This is a genomic window from Vibrio sp. 10N.222.52.B7, from assembly GCF_041474275.1.
GTDB classification, from domain to species: Bacteria; Pseudomonadota; Gammaproteobacteria; order Enterobacterales; family Vibrionaceae; genus Vibrio; species Vibrio crassostreae_C.
In genome coordinates this window covers 1-22,449 of record NZ_JBFRTU010000101.1, presented here as the reverse complement: position 1 = coordinate 22,449, position 22,449 = coordinate 1, and the positions used below count along the sequence as shown (strand labels likewise).

22 protein-coding genes and 1 tRNA gene are annotated in these 22,449 nt (G+C 43.0%); 13 read left to right on the top strand and 10 right to left on the bottom strand.

What is annotated here, in order from left to right; all coding sequences use genetic code 11:
* Both ispE and lolB read right to left on the bottom strand, forming a co-directional pair.
* Window positions 1–857, bottom strand: an 857-nt coding sequence (ispE, locus tag AB4512_RS20475) for a 4-(cytidine 5'-diphospho)-2-C-methyl-D-erythritol kinase (RefSeq protein ID WP_372175495.1), incomplete at its 3' end; no start/stop codon positions are given.
* Complete coding sequence (gene lolB / locus AB4512_RS20470) at window positions 854–1,501, bottom strand: lipoprotein insertase outer membrane protein LolB (protein ID WP_372175493.1); 648 nt, start codon at window positions 1,499–1,501, stop codon at window positions 854–856. The genes lolB and ispE, both read right to left, overlap by 4 nt.
* Window positions 1,502–1,661: 160 nt before the next feature.
* Between lolB and hemA the strand changes: the two genes are divergently transcribed.
* The 8 genes from hemA (at window position 1,662) to ybaK (ending at window position 9,866) form a co-directional block, all read left to right on the top strand.
* The gene (gene hemA, locus AB4512_RS20465) at window positions 1,662–2,921 is read left to right on the top strand and encodes a glutamyl-tRNA reductase (protein ID WP_017062312.1); all 1,260 of its coding nucleotides are present in this window, start codon (window positions 1,662–1,664) and stop codon (window positions 2,919–2,921) included.
* Window positions 2,922–2,949: 28 nt separating this feature from the next.
* Window positions 2,950–4,038, top strand: a complete 1,089-nt coding sequence (gene prfA / locus AB4512_RS20460; protein ID WP_017062313.1) for a peptide chain release factor 1 — start codon at window positions 2,950–2,952, stop codon at window positions 4,036–4,038.
* 5 nt (window positions 4,039–4,043) lie between these two features.
* A complete protein-coding gene (gene prmC, locus AB4512_RS20455) occupies window positions 4,044–4,904 on the top strand; it encodes a peptide chain release factor N(5)-glutamine methyltransferase (protein ID WP_372175490.1) in 861 nt (286 codons plus the stop codon).
* 177 nt (window positions 4,905–5,081) lie between these two features.
* Entirely contained in the window at window positions 5,082–5,465 is a 384-nt protein-coding gene (locus tag AB4512_RS20450) for a SirB2 family protein (RefSeq protein ID WP_009848726.1), read from the top strand.
* A 6-nt stretch (window positions 5,466–5,471) separates the two neighbouring features.
* A complete protein-coding gene (locus AB4512_RS20445) occupies window positions 5,472–6,281 on the top strand; it encodes a SirB1 family protein (RefSeq protein ID WP_017064164.1) in 810 nt (269 codons plus the stop codon).
* A 22-nt stretch (window positions 6,282–6,303) separates the two neighbouring features.
* Window positions 6,304–7,158 carry a 3-deoxy-8-phosphooctulonate synthase gene (gene kdsA, locus AB4512_RS20440; RefSeq protein ID WP_017069619.1) on the top strand — a complete coding sequence of 285 codons (855 nt, stop codon included), beginning with the start codon at window positions 6,304–6,306 and terminating at the stop codon, window positions 7,156–7,158.
* 454 nt (window positions 7,159–7,612) lie between these two features.
* Window positions 7,613–9,274 (top strand): bifunctional UDP-sugar hydrolase/5'-nucleotidase UshA, encoded by a 1,662-nt coding sequence (gene ushA, locus AB4512_RS20435; protein ID WP_017062317.1) that lies wholly within the window; start codon window positions 7,613–7,615, stop codon window positions 9,272–9,274.
* Window positions 9,275–9,392: 118 nt separating this feature from the next.
* A complete protein-coding gene (gene ybaK, locus AB4512_RS20430; RefSeq protein WP_017062318.1) occupies window positions 9,393–9,866 on the top strand; it encodes a Cys-tRNA(Pro) deacylase in 474 nt (157 codons plus the stop codon).
* A gap of 106 nt (window positions 9,867–9,972) precedes the next feature.
* Here the strand turns inward: ybaK and rluF are convergent, their stop codons facing one another.
* The 3 genes from rluF to AB4512_RS20415 form a co-directional block, all read right to left on the bottom strand.
* A complete protein-coding gene (gene rluF, locus AB4512_RS20425; RefSeq protein ID WP_017064161.1) occupies window positions 9,973–11,106 on the bottom strand; it encodes a 23S rRNA pseudouridine(2604) synthase RluF in 1,134 nt (377 codons plus the stop codon).
* Between the two features lie 176 nt (window positions 11,107–11,282).
* Window positions 11,283–11,864 carry a DNA endonuclease SmrA gene (smrA, locus tag AB4512_RS20420; RefSeq protein WP_017062320.1) on the bottom strand — a complete coding sequence of 194 codons (582 nt, stop codon included), beginning with the start codon at window positions 11,862–11,864 and terminating at the stop codon, window positions 11,283–11,285.
* Between the two features lie 189 nt (window positions 11,865–12,053).
* Window positions 12,054–12,194, bottom strand: coding sequence for a DUF3149 domain-containing protein (locus AB4512_RS20415; RefSeq protein WP_017062321.1), 141 nt, complete (start codon window positions 12,192–12,194; stop codon window positions 12,054–12,056).
* 255 nt (window positions 12,195–12,449) lie between these two features.
* Between AB4512_RS20415 and AB4512_RS20410 the strand changes: the two genes are divergently transcribed.
* A tRNA-Pro gene (locus AB4512_RS20410) sits at window positions 12,450–12,526 on the top strand.
* Window positions 12,527–12,909: 383 nt separating this feature from the next.
* Here AB4512_RS20410 and AB4512_RS20405 read toward each other — a convergent pair.
* The 3 genes from AB4512_RS20405 to AB4512_RS20395 form a co-directional block, all read right to left on the bottom strand.
* Window positions 12,910–13,578 carry a LuxR C-terminal-related transcriptional regulator gene (locus AB4512_RS20405; protein WP_372175488.1) on the bottom strand — a complete coding sequence of 223 codons (669 nt, stop codon included), beginning with the start codon at window positions 13,576–13,578 and terminating at the stop codon, window positions 12,910–12,912.
* A 494-nt stretch (window positions 13,579–14,072) separates the two neighbouring features.
* Window positions 14,073–14,930: a curlin gene (locus AB4512_RS20400; RefSeq protein WP_102393935.1), complete on the bottom strand. Its 858-nt coding sequence runs from the start codon at window positions 14,928–14,930 to the stop codon at window positions 14,073–14,075.
* An 83-nt stretch (window positions 14,931–15,013) separates the two neighbouring features.
* Window positions 15,014–15,625, bottom strand: a complete 612-nt coding sequence (locus AB4512_RS20395; protein WP_102308207.1) for a curlin subunit CsgB — start codon at window positions 15,623–15,625, stop codon at window positions 15,014–15,016.
* Between the two features lie 313 nt (window positions 15,626–15,938).
* On the opposite strand from AB4512_RS20395, the gene AB4512_RS20390 reads away from it, so the two are divergent.
* From AB4512_RS20390 to AB4512_RS20380, 3 genes are read left to right on the top strand one after another with little or no spacing between them, the layout of a single operon-like run.
* Entirely contained in the window at window positions 15,939–16,415 is a 477-nt protein-coding gene (locus AB4512_RS20390; protein WP_017066860.1) for a curli production assembly/transport protein CsgE, read from the top strand.
* A gap of 10 nt (window positions 16,416–16,425) precedes the next feature.
* Entirely contained in the window at window positions 16,426–16,836 is a 411-nt protein-coding gene (locus AB4512_RS20385) for a curli assembly protein CsgF (RefSeq protein ID WP_372102442.1), read from the top strand.
* 16 nt (window positions 16,837–16,852) lie between these two features.
* Window positions 16,853–17,689, top strand: coding sequence for a CsgG/HfaB family protein (locus AB4512_RS20380; RefSeq protein ID WP_050646260.1), 837 nt, complete (start codon window positions 16,853–16,855; stop codon window positions 17,687–17,689).
* Window positions 17,690–17,773: 84 nt separating this feature from the next.
* Here AB4512_RS20380 and AB4512_RS20375 read toward each other — a convergent pair whose 3' ends face one another.
* Entirely contained in the window at window positions 17,774–18,142 is a 369-nt protein-coding gene (locus AB4512_RS20375; protein WP_372175496.1) for a hypothetical protein, read from the bottom strand.
* Between the two features lie 168 nt (window positions 18,143–18,310).
* Window positions 18,311–19,189: a TraB/GumN family protein gene (locus AB4512_RS20370; RefSeq protein ID WP_029235194.1), complete on the bottom strand. Its 879-nt coding sequence runs from the start codon at window positions 19,187–19,189 to the stop codon at window positions 18,311–18,313.
* A gap of 404 nt (window positions 19,190–19,593) precedes the next feature.
* On the opposite strand from AB4512_RS20370, the gene AB4512_RS20365 reads away from it, so the two are divergent.
* Entirely contained in the window at window positions 19,594–22,245 is a 2,652-nt protein-coding gene (locus AB4512_RS20365; protein WP_372175487.1) for a beta-N-acetylhexosaminidase, read from the top strand.
* Window positions 22,246–22,449: the final 204 nt, after the last annotated feature.

Here is a 22,449-nt window from a genome sequence, read left to right as displayed (position 1 = left end):
GCTGATTGGTATTCAGCCAAAGTTTCTTTCAAAGGCGAAATGTTTCGTCCTCTCGCGACAAACGCGGAAACTGTGTCAGGCAGTTGCTCTAGCACCGATTCGGCTTCTTTTTTGCTGCTAAATTCAGCAAAAACGCATGAACCCGTACCAGTCAATCTCGACGGCGCGTATTGTAGCAGCCATGAAAGTTGCTTATCAACCTCTGGGTACAGCATTCGCACAATTTTTTCGCAATCGTTTACGTATTCTTGCTCTAGAAGCGTTGATAGCGCTCGCTTTGGCGTGTTTCGAGTTAATTCTGAATGTGTGAATATGTCTACAGTTGCTATGCTCACTTGAGGTTTAACCACAAGATACCATTTTTCATCCGGATTAGCTGGCTGTAGCTGTTCTCCAACGCCTTCAGCAAAGGCGGCGTAGCCTCGAACGAAGACAGGAACGTCAGCACCAAGCTTCAAACCGATCTTAGCGAGCTGATCATCCGAGAGGTTGAGTTGCCATAAATAATTCAGGGCGACCAACACGGTTGCTGCGTTTGAAGAGCCTCCACCAATACCACCACCCATAGGCAGCACTTTCTTGAGTTCAATATCCGCACCGAAAGAGGTCGATGTGTATCGTTGAAGGGCAGTAGCCGCTTTCCAAATAAGGTTGTCTTCTGTAGCAACGCCCGGAATTGCAGGGGTTATTGTGATCGCACTTGTTTTTTTATTTGCAGTGACCGTCAGTTCATCACCAAAATCGACAAACTGAAATAAGGTTTGAAGTTCGTGATAGCCATTGTCACGTCGACCAGTGATATAGAGAAATAAATTCAGTTTAGCCGGAGAGGGCCAATGGGTTGGCGTTGTTATCATTTTTTCAGTGTCCACTTCGAAACTACAATGTTGATTTTGTTCTCGTTTTGCTTGAATGACAATCGAGTAGGGAGTGGGATTGTCTCTACTTTTGCGTTGTCTTCATCCGATAGTTGCTTACTCGGCATTTCTGTATTGCGATAGTTAGCAAAACTCAGTGTCCATAATTGGTTGCTGACTTGTTTGGTGAGAGATTCAAGCGTGTTGGTCGTGTTCAATTGGTAGCTATCGGCTTGGTCTGGAATGCCAAGGAACCATTGTGGCAGGTGATCAATAGGGATCTGTAAACCTGTCAGCTGCTCAACCAAGACTGAAGCGCTCGCATGAGTAAATACTTGATCGCCATAGGTCACGACTTTTGCACCCGATGGATCTATGGTTAGGTTCAGTGCAGTTTGACCGAGAAAAGTAGTGAGCCTTAATTGACTTTGATTTGGTGAATGTTTCCAAATGAAATTTAGGCTTTGACGTTGCTCTGGGGAAATGTAAGCGAGCTTGCCTGAGGCTTGATAGTTGTCTATCTGTAAAAGCCGATCTTGATGACTTTGCCATTCAACGCTGGTTGGTTGTTCTGGGATAGACGAGCAACCCACCATAGTTATGGCCATAAAAATAAGAGACGCGATTTTGAGAAGCTTGCTCATGTTTGCTCACAACTTGTTCAAATTTATCTAAAAAACGCTTCAACTATAGCATTGAATTCACGAACTCAGGAAAACAAATCCCGCTTGCTCTTTAAATAGAGCCATGCATCAAGTAAAATTCGCCCCTTGTTTCCATTCCCTGATCGAGAACTTCTGATACATGTCTTTGCTTGCCGTAGGTATCAATCACAATACAGCGTCGGTTGAATTGCGAGAAAAAGTCGCTTTTGGTCCAGATAAATTATCTGAGGCACTCAAGCAACTTAACGCAAATGCACACGTGAATGGAAGTGTCATACTTTCTACCTGTAATCGAACTGAAGTGTATTGCGACGTTAAAGGCGTGGCTAAAAACAAACTCATCGATTGGTTGTCGGTTTTCCATCAAGTTAGCCCAGAAGAGCTAAAGCCAAGCCTTTATATCCATGAAGAGCAGGCGGCGATTAAACACTTAATGCGCGTTGCTTGTGGTTTGGACTCTTTAGTCTTGGGTGAACCGCAGATCTTAGGTCAGGTGAAGCAAGCGTATACGGACTCGCGAGAGAACAAATCCGTTGATGCTTCAATGGAAAAACTATTCCAGAAATCATTTTCTGTTGCGAAGCGTGTTCGAACTGAAACTGAAATCGGCGGAAGCGCGGTTTCTGTAGCTTACGCAGCCTGTACCTTAGCCAAGCATATTTTTGAATCCATCGCAGATTCAACCGTGTTACTGGTTGGTGCGGGTGAAACCATTGAGCTGGTGGCTAAGCACCTTTCGGCGAATGGCTGTACAAAAATGATTGTGGCGAACCGAACTCGAGAACGTGCTCTAGGGCTAGCAGAAGAATTTGGTGCTGAAGTGATCAGCTTGAATGAGATCCCTGATCATCTTCATCGAGCGGACATCGTAATTAGCTCAACCGCAAGTCCATTGCCTATTATCGGTAAGGGTATGGTTGAGACTGCTCTAAAAACAAGAAAGCATCAGCCGATGTTATTGGTTGATATTGCCGTTCCACGTGATGTGGAATCGCAGGTTGGTGATCTAAATGATGCCTACCTTTATTCGGTTGATGATTTGCAGTCGATTGTTGATGGCAATATCGAACAACGTAAAGTTGAAGCGATTCAAGCTGAAGCGATCGTCAGTGAAGAAAGTGCCGCGTTCATGAGTTGGATGCGCTCTTTACAAGCGGTAGACAGTATTCGAGATTACCGTAAATCGGCTAACGAAATCCGCGAAGAATTATTAAGTAAAAGTTTACAATCGCTTGCCGCTGGCGGTGACCCTGAAAAAGTTTTACTCGAGCTCAGCAATAAGCTCACAAACAAATTGATCCATGCTCCAACGCGCGCACTTCAAAGTGCAGCTGAGCAAGGAGAACCTGCAAAATTAATGGTCATTAGACAGAGTTTGGGCTTAGAAAACCCTCAATAATATTAGACCTCCAACAAGATAAGACATTATGAAAGCCTCGATTCTAGTAAAGCTTGAAACACTTGTTGAACGCTATGAAGAAGTTCAACATCTACTTGGTGATCCAGATGTAATCGGGAATCAAGACAAATTCCGTGCACTTTCGAAAGAATACTCTCAACTTGAAGAAGTGACAGCTTGCTTCCAGTCATACCAGCAAGCGAAAGAAGATCTAGAAGCTGCTGAAGAGATGGCAAACGAAGACGACGCAGAAATGCGTGAAATGGCTCAAGATGAAATCAAAGATGCGAAAGCAGCAATTGAGCGTCTGACTGATGAGCTACAGATTCTTCTTATTCCAAAAGATCCAAACGATGAGCGTAACTGTTTCCTAGAAATCCGCGCAGGTGCGGGTGGTGATGAAGCAGGTATCTTCGCGGGCAACCTGTTCCGTATGTACTCTAAGTTTGCTGAGAAGAAAGGTTGGCGTGTTGAAATCATGAGCAGCAATGCTTCTGAGCAAGGCGGCTACAAAGAGATGATCGCTAAGGTTAGTGGCGACGCTGTTTACGGCACCATGAAGTTTGAGTCAGGCGGTCACCGTGTACAACGTGTACCTGAAACCGAATCTCAAGGCCGTGTTCACACGTCAGCATGTACGGTTGCGGTTATGCCTGAGATCCCAGAAGCGGATCTTCCAGAAATCAAAGCGGGCGACCTTAAAATTGATACTTTCCGTGCATCAGGCGCGGGTGGTCAGCACGTTAACACCACGGATTCAGCAATCCGTATTACTCACTTACCAACGGGTACAGTAGTAGAGTGTCAGGACGAGCGTTCTCAGCATAAAAACAAAGCGAAAGCGATGGCTGTTCTTGCTGCTCGTATTGTTCAAGCAGAAGAAGAGCGCCGCGCGGCAGCGGTTTCTGATACACGTCGTAACCTACTAGGTTCGGGTGACCGTAGTGACCGTATTCGTACGTACAACTACCCACAAGGCCGTGTTTCGGATCACCGTATCAACCTTACAATTTACCGTCTTAACGAAGTACTTGAAGGTGACATGCAAAGCTTGCTTGATCCTGTACTTCAAGAGCACCAAGCCGATCAGCTTGCTGCACTTGCAGAGAACAACTAACCAGTATGCAGTCAGCATATACGGTTGAAAGTGCTTTAAGAGCAGCAATCGTAAAGCTTCAAGAGGGTGATAACACATCACCCTCTATTGATGCCGCGGTACTGCTTTGTCACGCCTTAGATAAACCAAGATCTTACCTACTGACTTGGCCTGAGAAGCATCTCACCTCTGAGCAAGAGTCTGAATTCAATGCCCTTCTAAAACGTCGCTTAACCGGTGAGCCTGTGGCTTACATTATCGGTGAGCGTGAGTTTTGGTCACTGCCGTTAAAAGTTTCCCCTTCTACATTAATCCCACGCCCAGATACCGAGCGTTTGGTTGAAGTAGCGTTGGATAAAACCTTTGGCAAGCAAGGCGCGATTCTCGATTTAGGGACAGGTACAGGTGCTATCGCGTTAGCATTGGCGTCTGAGATGCCGAATCGACAGGTGACGGGTATTGATCTTCGCCCTGAAGCGCAGCAGCTTGCGACAGAGAATGCACAGCGTCTCAACATCACCAATGCGACTTTTTTGCATGGTAGTTGGTTTGAGCCTTTGAGCTCTGAAGGCGTTGTGAAATTCTCTCTGATTGTTTCTAACCCGCCATACATTGAGAAGAATGATCCTCATTTGTCTCAAGGCGATGTGCGTTTTGAGCCGATCACAGCACTGGTTGCTGAAGAGAAAGGGCTTGCAGATATTCGATACATTTCTGAAAACGCACGTGGCTTTTTGGAAAATGAAGGTTGGTTAGCATTTGAACACGGCTATGACCAAGGTTTGGCAGTTCGTGAGATTATGCAGGCGCTCGGTTATCTCGATGTTGTCACAGAGAAAGATTACGGTGGTAATGACCGAGTGACATTGGGTCGTTACTGTTCATAGTTAGTGATTGTTAATCGTCTTGTGAGCAATGGATGATGAACTTGCTAAATTGATACATTTAACCCGATAATGCATTTAACGCAGAAATACAGAGATTTTATGCAGAACTACAGAGCATTAACGGGTATTGTGAGGCTCGTGTTAACGAAAGCACATATAAAAATATAAAGGAATACCATGTACGAAGGTCTAAAACATTTTCACCTATTAACGATTGCTATAAGTGCGCTACTTCTCTCGATTCGTTTCGCTCTTATGATGGCTAACTCACCTAAGCTTAAGCATCCTTTCTTGCAGCGTTTCCCTCATATCAATGACTCGTTGCTATTGCTATCGGGTATTGGTTTGATTTTCATCACTGGCTTTATTCCATTTACACCAGCAGCACCATGGTTAACCGAAAAACTAACTTGTGTTATGGCTTACATCGCATTAGGTTTCTTTGCGCTTAAGCTAGGTAAAAACAAGCTACTGAGAGTATTCTCTTTCTTTGGTGCGCTTGGCTGGTTAGCGATGGCAGGCAAAATCGCAATGACCAAGACACCAACATTTTTCGGTTAACTATCTATGTACGAATTTTTTGATGAAGACTTTGACCAGTTAGAGTTAGCTGAAGGTGCATTGATCTTAAATAAAGCGATTAACCCAGAAACTCAAGACAGTTGGGCAGAGCAAGAGCTGGCGAGATTGTTAAAAGACGCCGAGTTTGCTTTGGTTAATGAAACCGATGAACAGCAAAAGTTTGAATCTTTTATTCGACTATTCTTTTATGAATGGGGCTTTGCTGGCGATAAAGATGCGTATTTCTCTTCGGAAAACGCGTTCATCGATAAAGTGCTTGAGAGAAAGAAAGGCATTCCAGTGAGTCTGGGGGCGATCTTTCTTTTTCTAGGTCGCAAGCTAGGCTTTCCTGTAGAGGGCGTCTCTTTTCCGACTCAATTCTTACTTAAAGTAAGCTGGTACGGGCAAGCTGCGGCCTATATTAACCCTTATAACGGTGAGTATGTTGGCGAACAAACGCTGCGAGCATGGTTAATTGGCCATGATGGCCCATTAGCTAAGGTGAAACCTGAGCACTTAGAAGTCGCCGACCACCCAACAATTATTGGTAAGTGGTTAGCCCTGCTCAAGAGTGCACTGCTGCGAGAAGAGCGTTATACACTTGCATTGAAGTGTACTGACCTTGCTTTGACGTTTGTACCTGATGACCCATATGAAATCCGTGACCGCGGTTTTATCTATCAGCAGCTAGACTGTCACCAAGTAGCCGCAACCGATTATCAATACTTTATCGACCAATGCCCAGATGACCCGGCATCTGAGTTACTGAAATCTCAAGTGAACGTCATGAACGAAAAGACAGTGGTCGTTCACTAATTAATAATTATTTAGAGAGAATATGATGGAACAGAAAACAGTTCATATTGGCGATATGCCAATTGCTAACGACAAGCCATTTACGCTATTTGCAGGCATGAACGTTCTTGAATCTCGCGATCTTGCTATGCAGATCTGTGAGCACTATGTAAAAGTAACCGAGAAGCTGGGCATCCCTTACGTATTTAAGGCGTCTTTTGATAAAGCGAACCGCAGCTCAGTTCATTCATACCGTGGTCCAGGAATGGAAGAAGGTCTCAAAATCTTCCAAGAGCTGAAAGATACTTTCGGCGTGAAGATCATTACTGATATCCACACAGAAGCTCAAGCTCAGCCTGTTGCGGATGTGGTTGATGTAATCCAACTACCTGCATTCCTAGCTCGTCAAACTGATCTTGTTGAAGCAATGGCTAAGACTGGCGCAGTAATCAACGTGAAGAAGCCTCAGTTCATGAGCCCGAATCAAGTTGGCAACATCGTTGATAAGTTCGCTGAGTGCGGTAATGACAACATCATCCTTTGTGAGCGTGGCGCTTGCATGGGTTACGATAACCTTGTTGTGGATATGCTTGGCTTTGGCGTAATGAAGAAGTCTTCAAACGGTAGCCCAATCATCTTCGATGTGACGCACTCTCTACAAATGCGTGACCCATCAGGTGCTGCATCTGGCGGTCGTCGTGAGCAAACGGTTGAACTTGCTAAAGCGGGTCTTGCTACGGGTATTGCGGGTCTGTTCATTGAAGCTCACCCAAACCCAGACCAAGCTCGTTGTGATGGCCCATCTGCGCTACCTCTAGACAAACTAGAGCCGTTCTTGAAGCAGATGAAAGCACTTGATGACCTTATCAAAGGCTTTGAGCATATTGATATTAAATAATTGAGATGGATGTGAAGTAACGGAAACGTTATTTAACAAAGTTGATCTAAGAAAGCCCAGTTCTCTGAATTGGGCTTTTTTTAATCTCGTAAAAGCAGCCGAACATAAACCGTTCATTTAAAGAGTTGTTAACGTGGCGGGTTATTACCTAAGAAACTCTTATATGAGTGTGAGGTCAGTCCTGTTTGCAGTAAATTACTGATATTCATCACACTTTGTAAGTAAACGATTGCTTGTGATGCAGGGGAAGTTTGAGTGTAATCTCATAATTTTGTTACACTTAACTGTTGACCTATGCGTGACCAATTCGACATAAATATGAAATCGTCGTGTTACATCTAGAATGTTAATTTAAGATTAGTCATGTTGAAGTCTTATTGTTCGAACTCCAGGAAAGGGGTCGCAATAGATTATAAAAAGCAGTGGATTCCCTAAAAAGTTCAAAGGTATGACAATGAAGCAACGCCTTATTCTAAAGACAGCACTAAGTGCTGCAATTCTAGCTACTCTAGCTGGGTGTGCGTCTCAATCAGCTCATGATTGGAACCAAGACGAAACTTACAAGCTAACGATTCTTCACACAAACGATAACCATGGTCGTTTCTGGCAGAATAAATATGGCGAATACGGCATGTCTGCACGTAAAACGCTAGTTGACCAACTTCGTTCAGAAGTTGAAGCAGAAGGCGGTAGCGTGTTGCTTCTATCTGGCGGTGACATCAACACGGGTGTTCCAGAGTCAGACCTTCAGGACGCAGAACCTGATTTTAAAGGTATGAACAAAATTGGTTACGATGCCATGGCATTGGGTAACCACGAGTTTGATAACTCTTTAGACGTATTACAAAAGCAGATCGACTGGGCTAACTTCCCAATGCTATCTGCAAACATCTACGATAAAGCGACAGGTGAACGTAAGTTCCAAGCTTACGAGATGTTCGAAAAGCAAGGCATCAAGATTGCGGTTATTGGTTTAACAACTGAAGATACCCAAAAGATTGGTAACCCTGAATTTATCGCAGGCATCGACTTCCGTGATCCTAAAGAAGAAGCGAAGAAGCTAATCGCTGAACTTAAAGAAACAGAAAAACCGGATCTAATCTTTGCTGTGACTCATATGGGTCACTACGAAAATGGCCAACGTGGTGTTAATGCTCCGGGTGATGTCGCACTTGCTCGTTACCTAAACGAAGGCGATCTAGACATGATCGTTGGTGGTCACTCTCAAGAGCCTGTATGTATGGAAGGCCCTAACGTTGCGAAGAAAAACTTCAAGCCGGGTGATGAGTGTAAGCCTGACGTACAGAACGGTACTTACATCGTTCAAGCTCACGAGTGGGGCAAGTACGTAGGTCGTGCTGATTACGAATTCCGTAATGGCGAGCTAGAGATGGTGAGCTACGACCTGATTCCAGTTAACCTTAAGAAGAAAGTTAAGATCGACGGTAAGAAGCAACGTGTTCTTATTCAAGATGAAATCGCACAAGACCCAGAGCTACTTGAATTCCTACGTCCTTTCCAAGAGCAAGGTCAAGCACAGCTAGAAGTTCAAATCGCAGAGACAAATGGCAAGCTTGAAGGCGATCGTAACGTCGTTCGCTTCCAACAGACCAACCTAGGTCGTTTAATTGCGACTTCTCACATGGAGCGTGCAAAAGCAGACTTCGCTGTGATGAACTCTGGTGGCGTTCGTGACTCAATTGAAGCCGGTAATGTCACTTACAAAGACGTGCTAACAGTACAACCTTTTGCAAACATCCTGACTTACACAGACATGACGGGTAAAGAAGTTCTAGATTACCTAAATGTAGTGGCAACTAAACCAATCGATTCTGGTGCTTACGCTCAGTTTGCTGGTATCTCAATGACAGTAGCAAACGGTGAAGTATCGAATGTATTCATCGGTGGCAAACAGCTTCGTCTAGACGAAACATACCGTTTCACAGTACCAAGCTTTAACGCTGCTGGTGGTGACGGTTACCCTAAACTGTCTGACCACCCAGGTTACGTAAATACTGGTTTTGTTGATGCTGAAGTACTGAAAGAGTACCTAGAAGCAAACAGCCCGGTTGACGTGAACAAGTACGCGCCTTCAGGCCAAATGGTTTACAAGTAATTGAATCCAAGCAATTGTATCAATAGGTGCTAAATTAGATTGACTCTAGCACCATGATAAATTTAACTAAAGCGACGCCTCGGCGTCGCTTTTTGTTTATCTATCGTTTGGATTTGTTATGACCCCAGCAATCAATCTCGCCAAGAAAAAGAAAATCGCTCATAGCGTGCATCAGTACCATCATGATGCCAATAATACGAACTATGGTTTAGAAGCCGTTGAAGCGCTTGGTCAAGATCCCAAACGTGTATTCAAAACGCTGTTGTTCTGCTTGAATGGTGTGGCGAAAGATTTGGCGGTTGCCGTTATTCCTGTCGACCAGAAGCTAAATCTAAAGCTTGCCGCTAAAGCAGCGAAAGGCAAAAAAGCAGAGATGGCCGATCCTGAGATTGCTCAGAAAACCACGGGTTATGTTGTTGGTGGCATTAGTCCGCTTGGACAGAAGAAAGCACTGCCTACCTTCGTTCATTCCAGTGCGACAGATTTTGAAACGATATGTGTGAGTGCAGGTAAGCGTGGGCTAGAGATTGAATTAGACCCAAAAGACTTAACATTTCTGACTCGCGGCCAGTTTGCTGATTTATGTTTATAGATTGTCGTCGTCATGATGATAAAACTATCGAATGACCAACAAAAACGCCCGCTAGACTAATCTAGCGGGCGTTTTTATATCGAGAGTCTCGTCTTACTGATTCAGACTACTTCTTCAGACCTAAAGTACCACCAACACGCTTTGGTGCAGGTTTGTTCGGTCTGTTTGAATCTTGGCTGCGGTTTGCCGGCTTCCCGCTTCTACGATCGGTATTATCGCGATCTGTGCGATTGCGATCCGAACGATTTCTATCTGAATTAGAACGCTCTGAACGAGAGTTCGATTTCCAGTTCTCGGTATTACCACCGCTTTCACCATTCGATGAATTGCGGCCACGCTTTGAATTAGGTGCATGACGGAATTCATCCGCATTGTTACCGCGGTAGGTGCGTGTACGGTTCTCGTTTTGATTACGGCGCGCTGTTGAAGCTTGGTTCTCTTCACGGCTATCAAAAAGTTTCGCGTCAGTCGCTTTGCGAATGCGTTGACCTTTCGCGTTCATTTTTGACGCATCTTCCGTACTTACTGAGCCTTCACACATCGCTAAAATTTCAGTGATCTCTTCGTCGCTCAGGTAGCGCCATTTGCCGTTAGGAATACCGTCTAATGAGATATTCATAATACGAACACGACGCAGTTTAAATACTTCATAACCGAGCGCTTCACACATACGGCGAATTTGGCGGTTAAGGCCTTGTGTTAGGGTAATTCGGAATGAGAACTTAGTCTCTTTCTCTACTTTACATGGCAAAGTGACTGTATCGAGAATGTGAACGCCAGCGCCCATTTGCTTCAAGAATTCCGTCGTAATCGGCTTATCTACACGCACCACGTATTCTTTCTCGTGGTTGTTACCTGCACGTAGGATCTTGTTTACGATGTCACCGTCATTGGTTAGGAAGATAAGGCCATCAGAAGGCTTATCTAGACGACCAATCGGGAAAATGCGCTTGTGGTGGCCAATAAAGTCGACGATGTTGCCAGGAATATCACGCTCAGTCGTACAGGTGATACCTGTTGGTTTATTGAGAGCAATGTAAATCGGCTTCTCTTTTGAGCGAACAGGCTTATTGTCGATCTCAACATCATCACCTGGCAAGACTTTAGTACCCATTTCAGGGATCTTACCGTTAATAGTAACTCGGCCTGCATCAATCAGTTTATCGGCTTCGCGGCGTGAGCAAAAACCAGTTTCACTGATGTATTTATTAAGGCGTTTAGCTTGGGATTCTTGTGACATGATATTCTCTTAGCGTTTCACAACGGAAATGTAGATAAACAAAAAGCAACCTTTGGATAGTTGCTTTGAGTTGAAATTCGTTAACTGAGGTAATTTTAGCACTTGGTGTGAGTCTAGGCACGAAATATCGATCTTGATGCAAAATCGTTACTAGTCCATTTATCTATCTCAACCTATTAACTGGTGCGTTTTTGATGGCGCTCTCTGTTCTCTAGCTTTTTCTCATTACTCTTTCTGAGCATTACGTAGACTGCGCCCGTACCACCATGAAATTGCTGAGCAGAATGAACACATTGAACGTCGTTGATTTGTGTTAGCCAATTTGCCACGTAGCTTTTCATCATTGCAGGTGGATTCGAACGCTCACCCTTACCATGAACAATGATGACGGTACGAACATCCATTCTTAAACACTGACGCAAAAATGAAAGCACTTCGTTACGTGCGTCTTTCAGTGTTTTCCTATGAAGGTCGAGCTTGGCTTGAATAGGGTATTTTCCTAGGCGCAGCTTTTTGTATACGCCTTCTTGTACACCGTCTTTTTTATAAGCAACAACATCGTCTGGCTTGATCATTGGCGAATAGTCTAATGATAAGTAGTCTTTCTCGTCGTCAGACAGCCACATAGCGGCTTCACGCTTAGCAAGGTGAGATTCGGTGACTCGGTGTACTTTCTGGTGTTCAGCGGTGTCATGGTCGATACGTTTAACATCGCCCATCATTTCTTGGAATAGATCTAAGTCATCATCATGAGACATAGTGTGTATCTCAAGTTGGAGAAGGATAGGGTAAGTATACCTAAGTTGAGGTTAGGTTTAAAAATGAAAAAACCGGAGAAGACAATAAGTCTGCTCCGGTGCAAAGCGTTTTGACATTTAGTTATAAAATAAAGTAATACTTATAAAGTAAAACAATGCTTAAAAGTAAATGATTTAGGCTGAGCGATTCTAGTGAGGAGATTTTTCAGTCATAACTTTGTATATGAAGAAGCCTCCATAAAACATCATGAGACCCAGAGCCCCGAAGATTACTATCATTGAAGATAGTCCCACCGCATTACCAAATAGGAGATCTAGCCAAAAGTCCATGTGTATACCTCAAAGTTATATGGCATGGCTTAGTGTATTAACAAGCATTATCAATTCACTGATCTGGATCAATCCTGTTTCATAAGTTAAATACTTGTTGGTAACTGTGTGTTTTTCGTCACATCATGCTCGTTGTTGTATGTCTTTTGTTCGAACGATTCAAAATCGCAATAAATATGAGAAAAAGCCCTTGCGGATAAATTCAGAACCCGTATTATACGCTCCATCGACAGGCAATGAGCCAGTTAGATATCTCGGTGAATAGCGCAGCTTGGTAGCGCATCTGGTTTGGGACCAGAGGGTCGGGGGTTCGAATCCCTCTTCACCGACCACATTAGAAAAAGCCGTAGCAGAAATGCTACGGCTTTTTTGCATTTTAATCTGGTTTAGAACATGAGGATGGGGCTGGAATGCCAGTCCAATCGAATCCCTCTCACCGACCACATTTAGAAAGCCTGCTCCTTAAGCAGGCTTTCGTCGTTTCAGGACATGAGAAATGAGATTAGAACCTAGGTAGGGTTCGCCTGATGTTCAAAATAAGCTATTGGCCGATTACATAAGAAAAAGGCTTCTCAGCAATGAGAAGCCTTTTTCGTATTTGTAGTTTTTACAAGGGAGCAAGGCTGAAATGCTAGTTTCATCGAATACCGCTTTAGCATGTCTTTCCATATTCGAAATGTTATCGTTTTCTTATCGTGATAGCACCAAATCTTGGCTACTGGACGAACTCATTGGTTGCAATATTGTTCTTCACCCAGATCAAAGCTTGTAGGCGATTCTTCACCTTAATCTTTTTAAACGTATTATGAAGGTGCGCCTTAACGGTATTCTCACTGACATAAAGTGTATCCGCAATTTGCGTGTTAGACGCGCCATCACCGAGTAGTTTGATGATCTGCTGTTCGCGTTTGGTGAGCTTGAGGTAATAAGGGCTGGTTTTCGCGCACTGCCTTTCTCTGTAGAAGCTAATGTATTGGTAAATGAGCTTTCTACTCATCCACATCTCGCCTTGCAAAATGCAGTTAAAGCCGGCCACGAGCTTTTCAAGCGTGTCCGACGTATAAAAAATGCCGACAAGATACTGCCATTTAAGCATTTCAGAGTGCGGGAAATCGCCTGGTGTATTGAGTAGCACTTCATGGACATCACTTGCTACGTCATCTCTGAGCTCCTGGTATTTCTCAATGTATTGCTTACTCATTGTCGGGAAATCAATAATAATCAGAACTAAGTCATCGTTTTTTAGGGATTTAGCACTGAGCCTTTCCGGTGATATGAGTTTTATGTTCAGGTTAACTTTCTGTTCTATAGACTCTTTTAGTAGTATCGATTGTAAATTGTTCTCCGCAAGTAAAATGGCGTTATGAGCCTCCAGCTTAGCCATGTGGAACTCCTTTTCTTAACTCATTACTTGAACTTTAGGTGTTTTAGTTTAAAGCACGTATTGTTATTTTGCTAATTTTTAAAGCTAATTATTCATCAAATTTATGAAATTAATTTAATAGTATTGTCGAAGGTAAAATAATACTTAAGTAGAAAGAGGGAATTACCGAGATTTATGGTTTTATTTTATTGATTGTACAGTCTTTATGAATTTTCCAGATCCCCTTGTTTGGGTGAAGTTTTATAGTGGCAGGAAACTGATTTATATTAATAATCAACGTTGTAATACCACTATTCGTATTCTGGTTGAAATTAGAGTTGGTGTTCGTACTCAACGTTAATGAAGATGCCACACTGTTATTTATGGTCAGAATAAGACTTTTATTTTTTATCAGGCACTGTACTGAATTTAAATCAGAAGAAAATCCATTAAAATGGAAAGAAATAAATAAAACGGCGACCAGCGCCGTTTTAGTAAATGTATAAAAATTCATATTAGTTTTGGTAGATAAGACCAACGTTTCCGTTTGCGCCATTACCTAATACAGCAGCGTTATCATATGATGTTTGCTCTATCATAAATTGGTTCATGTTACTGTTAGTTAAACTAACTGTTGCGTTTGAATGAGAACCTGTTTGAAGAGTGAATACTCGGTTATCGTTACTGTTCATTAGATCGATATCAACATCATTTCTATCACCACCACCAACATCTGTATTGACGATAGTTTCTACGTAGTTTCCGTCACCCCAGATGTCGATAGCAACATCGTTTCTATCAACACTGCCGTTACTAAACTCAGTGTAAGTGGTATTAGAGTTACCGTTGATGTACACGTCAGCTTCGTTTCGGTCAGCACCACCTTTCGCTTTCACTACCGAAATGTTGTCATCACCCATCTGAGTAACTCGTAGGTCATTATTTCGACCGGCACCTTGTACTTTAACTCTGGCTTGGTTACGTAAACCATCTTGATCTATGAGTGCGTTGTTTCTTTTGTAACGTAATTTCACGTGAGCTTCATTGAGATTACCACTTTGTTCAACAACTACGTCCGATTTATAACTCGCGTGGGTATCAACGAGTGCTACGTGACCATCTGTTACACCTGATGTGTTTTGGTTAATAGTTACATTAGCCATGTCACCGCTACCCATTTGCCACACTGCAGTATTGTCCATAGCTAACGGCTCTATTGCTGCTACTTTCCCTTTAATACCAAGATCAGTTGTGCCCTCTTTCACACCTATTGCTGGCTCTGGTGCAGGATAGGGTGCAGGAAGTGGATCTGCTTGAGCTGCATTAAAACCAATGATGGCACCGACTATAATTCCAATTTGTGTAAGTTTCATAAGTTGTATCCTTATACATTTCCATGTCGACGTTGTTGCTGCTTCACAGAGAAGCAACTTGAATCAAGCTTCCATACTGCGCGCTAATTTGCTTGATTGATGTAGATTCTCATCGAGCTAGATGCTTTCACTAAAGCAAAGTCATTGCCGTCTTGAGAAATTCCTAAATTACTTCTTCCAGATCCAACCAAGTAAGCAGTATTGCCATTGCCTTTTTGGTCAATGCTCAGCTGACTACTCTGTCTTGAGAAGTTAGCTTGTCCGATAACTGCTAAATTGTTATTCCCGTCTTGGGAAATAAGCGCTTCGGAATTTACTCCGAGTTGCCCAATTGCGGCATCGTTATTTGAACCATTCTGGTCTATTAAGGCGGTATTATTGCGCCCTGTTTGACCAATGTATGCGGAGTTAGAACTTCCGCTTTGCGTTATCTTCGCTCTGTTGTTCGCGGTAATACCAGGACTGCGTTGCTTTATTATTGCTATTGAATCAGTAGCATTAGATATATTTAATTCTGAATAATTATCTAAATCTCCAGAAGAGAAGCTTTCTAAATAATTATAATCATTGACTATATCTTGATTAACATTATGTAAAAAATCCCCTTCTATATCTGACGCGATAGCATTATTAAAACCTCCTGATAAAAAATATAAACAAGTTAAGCTGATAAGTGATGCTTTCCCAATTACCATCATCTTTACCTTAAAGTGTTCGTGATTATGATCCCTACGAAAATAAACTGCGTAGGGAATGAGTGAACCTTTGTCTTATCGAAATCCTAGGCCTTGAATTTACGAATAGCTATAAACTTAAAGTTGAAAATATTTAGTTGTTCATATGAAATTTAATTAGTATTTGACCGAATCCTACCAACCTTAGTTAATCAATTCCCTTCAGTAATTAATTCGAAAGTTTATATATGCCACTGTAAGCATGAATTACGCTTTATTCAGTTTCAACGAATCACATTCTCATTTTGTAAATAGACTTTGAATGGGAGCACATATGAAAATCAAGCTGCTTACAATAACTCTGCTTTCCTTTGCTCTTCATGCAGAAGAAAAGAGTCATGGTCTTGAAAATGCTGCTCCTTTAGAAAATGGACAAAAACTTGAGGACTCGACAAATAATCTTAAGGAAAAATTCAATGACTTCAGTGAAGTCGATGGAATCATTGTGGACAGAACCATTACGCGGTTGGGAGAGGATTTCTATTTTTTCTTCTCGCAATCGCTCAATGATAGTTATCCCGACCTTAAGGAAAATTTGACGGTAAAAGAAAGGCCAACGGCGTTATCAGGAAGCATCATAGAGGTTCAACACTCTAGAAAACCGATCTTCCGTACGGCGTTGTCCCCTGGTCGTAGACAAGCGAAAGAACGAGCTGCCGATGCCACTCGAGTTGTAGGGAATTACATTATCAGATGGCAAGCAGAGAGACTCTTTCAGGACACTTACGATCTAGACCATGATGAATTTTAAGGAGCCAAGGATGTCGATATTTTTCAGAAAGGCCGCGCTCATTGCGCTGATAGTTTCGCCTTCGGTTTACTCGAGCGAGTTAGTTTACACGCCCGTAAACCCAAGTTTTGGCGGAAATGCTTTAAACAGCTCTCACCTTTTTAATCACGCTAATGCCATCAATGATTTTGAAGACCCTAATGCTAGGGATATTTTTGATGAACAAGAGTCTGCGTTAGATCGCCTAGCTTCGAGTTTAGAGTCCCGTTTAATTAGCCAATTGCTTGCTGACGTGGGTAATGGAAATACAGGGCAGTTAGAAACAGATGACTTTTTCCTCAATATTGTTGACGACTCCGGGACCTTACTCGTTCAAATCGTCGATAAAGCGACAGGGGAATCAACAGAAATCAGTGTTTCGGGACTAAACCCAGACCTCTAATCACAAGGATTGTGTTATGAAATCGATCATTATCGTCTTCTTGACCTTTGTGTTGGGAGGGTGCACTTACTCTATGCAAATTCCAGAGACTTCTGAAACGCCAAAACTGATGCCGAGAGGATCGACTTATACCGATCTCATCTCATTACCTCAGCCTCGCGGCAAAATATTGGTCTCAGTTTATGACTTTAGAGATCAAACAGGCCAATACAAGCCTCAGCCAAACAGTAACTTTTCCACAGCAGTGCCACAGGGTGGGACATCTTTATTGACGACAGCACTTATCGACTCTCAGTGGTTTGTACCTCTGGAGCGTGAAGGGCTCCAAAACTTATTGACTGAACGTAAGATCATTCGAGCGGCTCAGAAAAAAGATAAGGTCGTAAATAATCATGGGGCAGACTTGTCGTCTTTGAGTTCCGCTAACATCGTCATCGAAGGCGGGATTGTGGCTTATGACTCGAATATCGTGACAGGCGGTGCGGGTGCTAAGTATCTTGGGATCGGTGGTTCTGGACAATATAGAACGGATCAAGTCACTGTGAATTTAAGAGCGGTTGACGTTAGAACCGGGCAAGTTCTATTGAGTGTCACTACCACTAAAACTATCTCTTCACACGAGATTGGGTTCGGCGCATTTCGATTTGTTGATTACAAAGAACTGTTGGAAGTTGAAATGGGCTATAGCCAAAATGAACCGGTCAATATTGCTGTGATGTCTGCTATTGATGCCGCGGTGATTCATTTGATTGTGAAAGGAATGAAGCGTGGAATGTGGTCGCCGGGCGATCCGAATGCATTAGAAAATCCGATTATCGCACGTTATTCCGAAGCGAGTACAGACATACTTTAAGCTACCGAGTAAGCAGCAAAATAGGGCTATGCGGAAAACGGACCTTTCCCTTAGCCCTGTTTTTTTCTTCAAGCAACTCAATGATCAATTCACATCACACGTAATATCTTTTATCGGTGTTTCCGAGGTAACAAAACAAACATACGCTTCCGCTGGCTTATTCGGGCCTATTCGAATGTAACCTGCCTTTATTTCATCTTCATCAAACGTCACCGAGTGAGAGCTTCCCGTTTGGTTGTCGTAAAAGTTTGCTTCAAAATTGTTGTTCATTTGGCTTGCGATACGGTTTCGTGTTGTAGATGTTGTGAACGTAATATTGGCGCAGCGCATCGGTGGTTTCTCTGTAATCAAAAACTGTCCGCTTTCTTTATCTAATACACCGCCTTTGGTATCCGGTTGTATGTCTATCGCCTGAAACTGTTCGATGGTGCATGTTTCTTTGGCTGAGGCTATTGAGGGCTAAAGGGAAAGCAAAAAGTACTGGTTTCATTAGAACAACGCCATAGGTAAAAAGAGCGAAAGATAATAGCACTGCAATGGTGCTATTAAATGTAAAGATTCTGTTATTAAGGAAATGCTTTTATAACGAAAACAAAATGAGGTTGAGCATCGTTAGCTTTTTTAGCTAGTCTCAAATTGACATTGGGCTGATTGGCTTTGTGATTGCTGAATGACACTGAAGCCTTTCTTTTCTAATAACTGTATAAGGTTACCTTCTCCAATTAGGTGCAAGGTACCAACTACTATCATGTAGTTCCCTTTAGTCTTAAGCTTCCAATCATTGGAGGATAGTTTGTTTGCCCAGTCTATGTTGCGATCGGTTAAGAATGCTTTCTCAAGTTCAGGCGACATCTCTGACAGTTCTGAGAAGGCTTCCAGCTTCGCTAAATCACCCGCTTTCCAGCTTTCAATCAGGCAATGAACCACGCGATCAGTTTGGTCAAATTCTTCAAGGCTACTGACTAACCACTCTTTACCGTCGTCCTTTTGTTTTGTCATAAGGTCTATTTGGAATTGCAGAGGCTCCAAACTGATAACCGGAACATCTTGGGTAGTCGCTTTGTTCGCTAGCGTCGCATCAACGCCGCTGGCGGAGCCATAACCAAGGTTTTTTAACTGCTGCATTTGTATGGAGAGAGAAGTTGCCCAAGGCGGTGAGCGAAGCAGTTGTTGCGTCGGCATGCCCAATGATTTTGATATGTCGGTTAATAATTGCAGCTGTTCTGTATTGAGTACATCGGCAGTCGTGAGTTTGTTGCGGGGATATACAACACCATCAGACTTTCTGATATCCGTTTCGATAATTAAGCCATCACTGTTTTTTAGCGCGTCGGTGATCGCCGAAGGAAGGGGGTACATACTCTCGTCTCCAACGTGCACTGAACCTAAGATAGTGAGTGTCAGATCATCCTTTTGTGCTTGCCAATAAAGGGGCTCGGCGACCGCTTGCCTAGCTGAAAAAGCGAGAACGAATAAAACCATGTACCAGAGTGGACGCAAAGGGAGCTCCTTAAGGAAGTATTAAACTCGTTAAAATCGATTTTGACGATGTTTTTTAACGGTTTTTTTTGAGAACAATGTCACGTTGTTTGTACGAAAAGTATAACAATACGCTGAAACTCTAAATCCTTTCTGACTACCAATGACACGATTTTATGAAATCGGTAAAAAAGATTGTGATTCATTTCTCAAATTTTACGTCAAAATTAAAATGACGGAAGTGCCGTTGCTTGTAACTTGATGATTTTATTTAAATTAAATTTATCAATATTTTTGAGATTTGAAGCCGATCACTTTATTAGCTCGATTTAATTCACGGTAAAAAATAAGCCCATATAGTTTATCTAACTTTCGAAGCGCTCCATTTTGCTTCTTACTCAATTTTTAATTTATGGGTGAATACGATGTTGAAGAGAAACTTACTATCTGTAGCGGTATTGGCTGGCCTAACAGGTTGTGCAGTAACGCAAGCACCAGAACAAAAAGTAGTGAATGCACTGGCTGATAATCTTGATGTTCAGTACGAAATTCTAACTAATCATGGTGCGAATGAAGGCTTGGCTTGTCAGGACCTAGGTGCTGAATGGGCGTCATGTAATAAAGTGAACATGACGCTAACCAATGACGGTGAAGCGATTGACTCTAAAGATTGGAGCATCTACTTCCACAGTATTCGTCTTATTTTAGATGTTGATAATGAGCAATTTAAGATCACTCGCGTTACTGGTGACCTTCACAAGCTAGAACCTACTGAAAAATTTGACGGCTTTGCGGCTGGTGAAGAAGTGGTTCTTCCGTTAACGAGTGAATACTGGCAACTGTTTGAAACTGACTTTATGCCAGGTGCATTCGTGACGGCGCCAAACGCAGAACCTAAGATGATTGCATCATTGAATACAGAAGATGTTGCATCGTTCGTAACTGGTCTAGAGGGTAATAACCTTAAGCGTACGCCTGATGATAATAACGTAATGGCGACAGCGGTGACGCGTTTTGAAAAGAATGCTGATCTAGCAACGCAAGACGTATCAACTACTTTACTACCAACGCCAATGTCGGTAGAAGCCGGTGAAGGTTCAGTTAGCATTGCTGGTGGTATTGCCCTACCTAAAGACGCATTCGACGCTGAGCAATTCGCAGTAATTGAAGAACGTGCAGATGTGGTAAACGTAGATGTGAGTGGCGACCTACCTGTGAGTGTCGCTGTTGTTCCTACTCAGTTTACGGGTGATTTAGCGAAATCTGGCGCTTATGAACTAAGCATCTCGGAAGAGGGGATTGCAATTAAAGCGTTTGATAAAACGGGTGCTTTCTACGCAGTTCAGTCTATTTTTGGCCTAATAGATAGTCAGAACGCTGAATCATTACCACAACTGTCAATTAAAGATGCGCCGCGCTTTGATTATCGTGGTGTGATGGTGGACGTTGCTCGAAACTTCCACTCAAAAGATGCCATCCTAGCAACGCTAGATCAAATGGCGGCATACAAGATGAATAAACTGCACCTTCACCTAACGGATGATGAAGGTTGGCGTTTAGAAATTCCAGGTTTACCAGAGCTAACGGATGTAGGGTCTAATCGTTGTTTTGATTTGGATGAACAAAGCTGCTTACTGCCTCAGCTAGGTTCTGGTCCAACAACAGACAACTTTGGCTCTGGTTTCTTTAGTAAAGCGGATTACGTCGAGATCCTAAGCTACGCTAAAGCGCGCAGCATCGAAGTTATCCCTGAAATTGATATGCCAGCACACGCTCGTTCAGCTGTGGTATCAATGGAAGCGCGTTACACTCGTCTCATGGCGGAAGGCAAAGAAGCAGAAGCGAACGAATACCGCTTGATGGATCCGCAAGATACATCGAATGTAACCACGGTTCAGTTCTACGATAAGCAAAGCTTCATTAACCCATGTATGGAGTCATCAACTCACTTCGTCGATAAAGTAATCTCTGAAGTGGCGGCAATGCACCAAGAAGCGGGCGTACCGCTAACGACTTGGCACTTCGGCGGCGATGAAGCGAAAAACATCAAGTTAGGCGCAGGCTTACAAGATATTAATGCAGAAGATAAAGTGGCTTGGAAAGGCAACATCGATTTGTCTAAGCAAGATAAGCCGTTCCAACAATCACCACAATGTCAGTCATTGATCGCTGATGGTACTGTAAGCGATTTCGGTCATCTACCAAGCCACTTCGCAGAACAGGTTTCTAAGATTGTTGCTGAGAAGGGTATTCCCCACTTCCAAGCATGGCAAGATGGTCTGAAATACAGCGAAGGCGAGGAAGCATTTGCGACCGAAAGTACACGCGTGAACTTCTGGGACGTTCTTTACTGGGGCGGAACTTCATCAGTATACGATTGGTCAGCAAAAGGGTATGACGTGATTGTCTCTAACCCAGACTACGTATACATGGATATGCCATACGAAGTTGATGCAGCTGAGCGTGGTTACTACTGGGCAACACGTGCAACCGATACTCGTAAGATGTTTGGCTTCGCACCAGAAAACATGCCACAAAACGCAGAAACATCATTAGACCGTGATGGCAATGGTTTTACTGGTAAAGGTGAGGTTGAAGCGAAACCTTTCTACGGTCTGTCAGCTCAACTTTGGTCAGAAACAGTACGTACTGACGAGCAATATGAATACATGGTGTTCCCTCGCGTATTGGCAGCAGCAGAGCGCGCATGGCACCGAGCAGATTGGGAAAACGACTACAAGGTTGGTGTTGAATACTCTCAAGAAACTAACTTAGTGAATAAGCAAGCGTTGAACAGCGACTTTAATCGCTTCGCGAATATTCTTGGTCAACGTGAGCTAGCTAAGCTAGAAAAAGCGGGTATTGATTACCGACTACCAGTTCCAGGTGCGAAGGTTGTTGACGGTAAGCTAGCGATGAACGTTCAATTCCCAGGTGTAGAGCTGCAATACTCTGCTGATGGCGAAAACTGGCTAACATACGATGAGCAACAACGTCCATCAGTTTCTGGTGAGACTTACATCCGCTCTATTTCAGAAAGTGGTGAGAAAGTAAGTCGAGTGACCTCAGTTAAATAATCGATAAGCACTATTAGTAGAAGAGCTCCTGACCTTTATCTTATTCAAGATAAAACGGGAGCTCTTTTTGTTTACTGCGAATTAGGTGCATATCCAAAACTGAAACATATAGAAAACGCCTTTGGTCATATCATCAACAATGCACATAAGGTGACTTTAATCCCAAAAGTGACGCGCTTCTCATTATTCTCTTCAAAAAATAAG

What these genes read in the sequence shown, in the direction of transcription:
- AB4512_RS20415 (WP_017062321.1), bottom strand. Translation starts at nt 12,194, where the DNA reads ATGGACTTTTGGCTAGATCTCCTATTTGGTAATGCGGTGGGACTATCT.
- AB4512_RS20445 (WP_017064164.1), top strand. Translation starts at nt 5,472, where the DNA reads ATGTACGAATTTTTTGATGAAGACTTTGACCAGTTAGAGTTAGCTGAA.
- AB4512_RS20385 (WP_372102442.1), top strand. Translation starts at nt 16,426, where the DNA reads ATGTCGATATTTTTCAGAAAGGCCGCGCTCATTGCGCTGATAGTTTCG.
- lolB (WP_372175493.1), bottom strand. Translation starts at nt 1,501, where the DNA reads ATGAGCAAGCTTCTCAAAATCGCGTCTCTTATTTTTATGGCCATAACT.
- rluF (WP_017064161.1), bottom strand. Translation starts at nt 11,106, where the DNA reads ATGTCACAAGAATCCCAAGCTAAACGCCTTAATAAATACATCAGTGAA.
- kdsA (WP_017069619.1), top strand. Translation starts at nt 6,304, where the DNA reads ATGATGGAACAGAAAACAGTTCATATTGGCGATATGCCAATTGCTAAC.
- ybaK (WP_017062318.1), top strand. Translation starts at nt 9,393, where the DNA reads ATGACCCCAGCAATCAATCTCGCCAAGAAAAAGAAAATCGCTCATAGC.
- hemA (WP_017062312.1), top strand. Translation starts at nt 1,662, where the DNA reads ATGTCTTTGCTTGCCGTAGGTATCAATCACAATACAGCGTCGGTTGAA.
- smrA (WP_017062320.1), bottom strand. Translation starts at nt 11,864, where the DNA reads ATGTCTCATGATGATGACTTAGATCTATTCCAAGAAATGATGGGCGAT.
- AB4512_RS20390 (WP_017066860.1), top strand. Translation starts at nt 15,939, where the DNA reads ATGAAAATCAAGCTGCTTACAATAACTCTGCTTTCCTTTGCTCTTCAT.
- AB4512_RS20395 (WP_102308207.1), bottom strand. Translation starts at nt 15,625, where the DNA reads ATGGTAATTGGGAAAGCATCACTTATCAGCTTAACTTGTTTATATTTT.
- ushA (WP_017062317.1), top strand. Translation starts at nt 7,613, where the DNA reads ATGAAGCAACGCCTTATTCTAAAGACAGCACTAAGTGCTGCAATTCTA.
- AB4512_RS20400 (WP_102393935.1), bottom strand. Translation starts at nt 14,930, where the DNA reads ATGAAACTTACACAAATTGGAATTATAGTCGGTGCCATCATTGGTTTT.
- AB4512_RS20450 (WP_009848726.1), top strand. Translation starts at nt 5,082, where the DNA reads ATGTACGAAGGTCTAAAACATTTTCACCTATTAACGATTGCTATAAGT.
- AB4512_RS20365 (WP_372175487.1), top strand. Translation starts at nt 19,594, where the DNA reads ATGTTGAAGAGAAACTTACTATCTGTAGCGGTATTGGCTGGCCTAACA.
- AB4512_RS20405 (WP_372175488.1), bottom strand. Translation starts at nt 13,578, where the DNA reads ATGGCTAAGCTGGAGGCTCATAACGCCATTTTACTTGCGGAGAACAAT.
- AB4512_RS20380 (WP_050646260.1), top strand. Translation starts at nt 16,853, where the DNA reads ATGAAATCGATCATTATCGTCTTCTTGACCTTTGTGTTGGGAGGGTGC.
- prfA (WP_017062313.1), top strand. Translation starts at nt 2,950, where the DNA reads ATGAAAGCCTCGATTCTAGTAAAGCTTGAAACACTTGTTGAACGCTAT.
- prmC (WP_372175490.1), top strand. Translation starts at nt 4,044, where the DNA reads ATGCAGTCAGCATATACGGTTGAAAGTGCTTTAAGAGCAGCAATCGTA.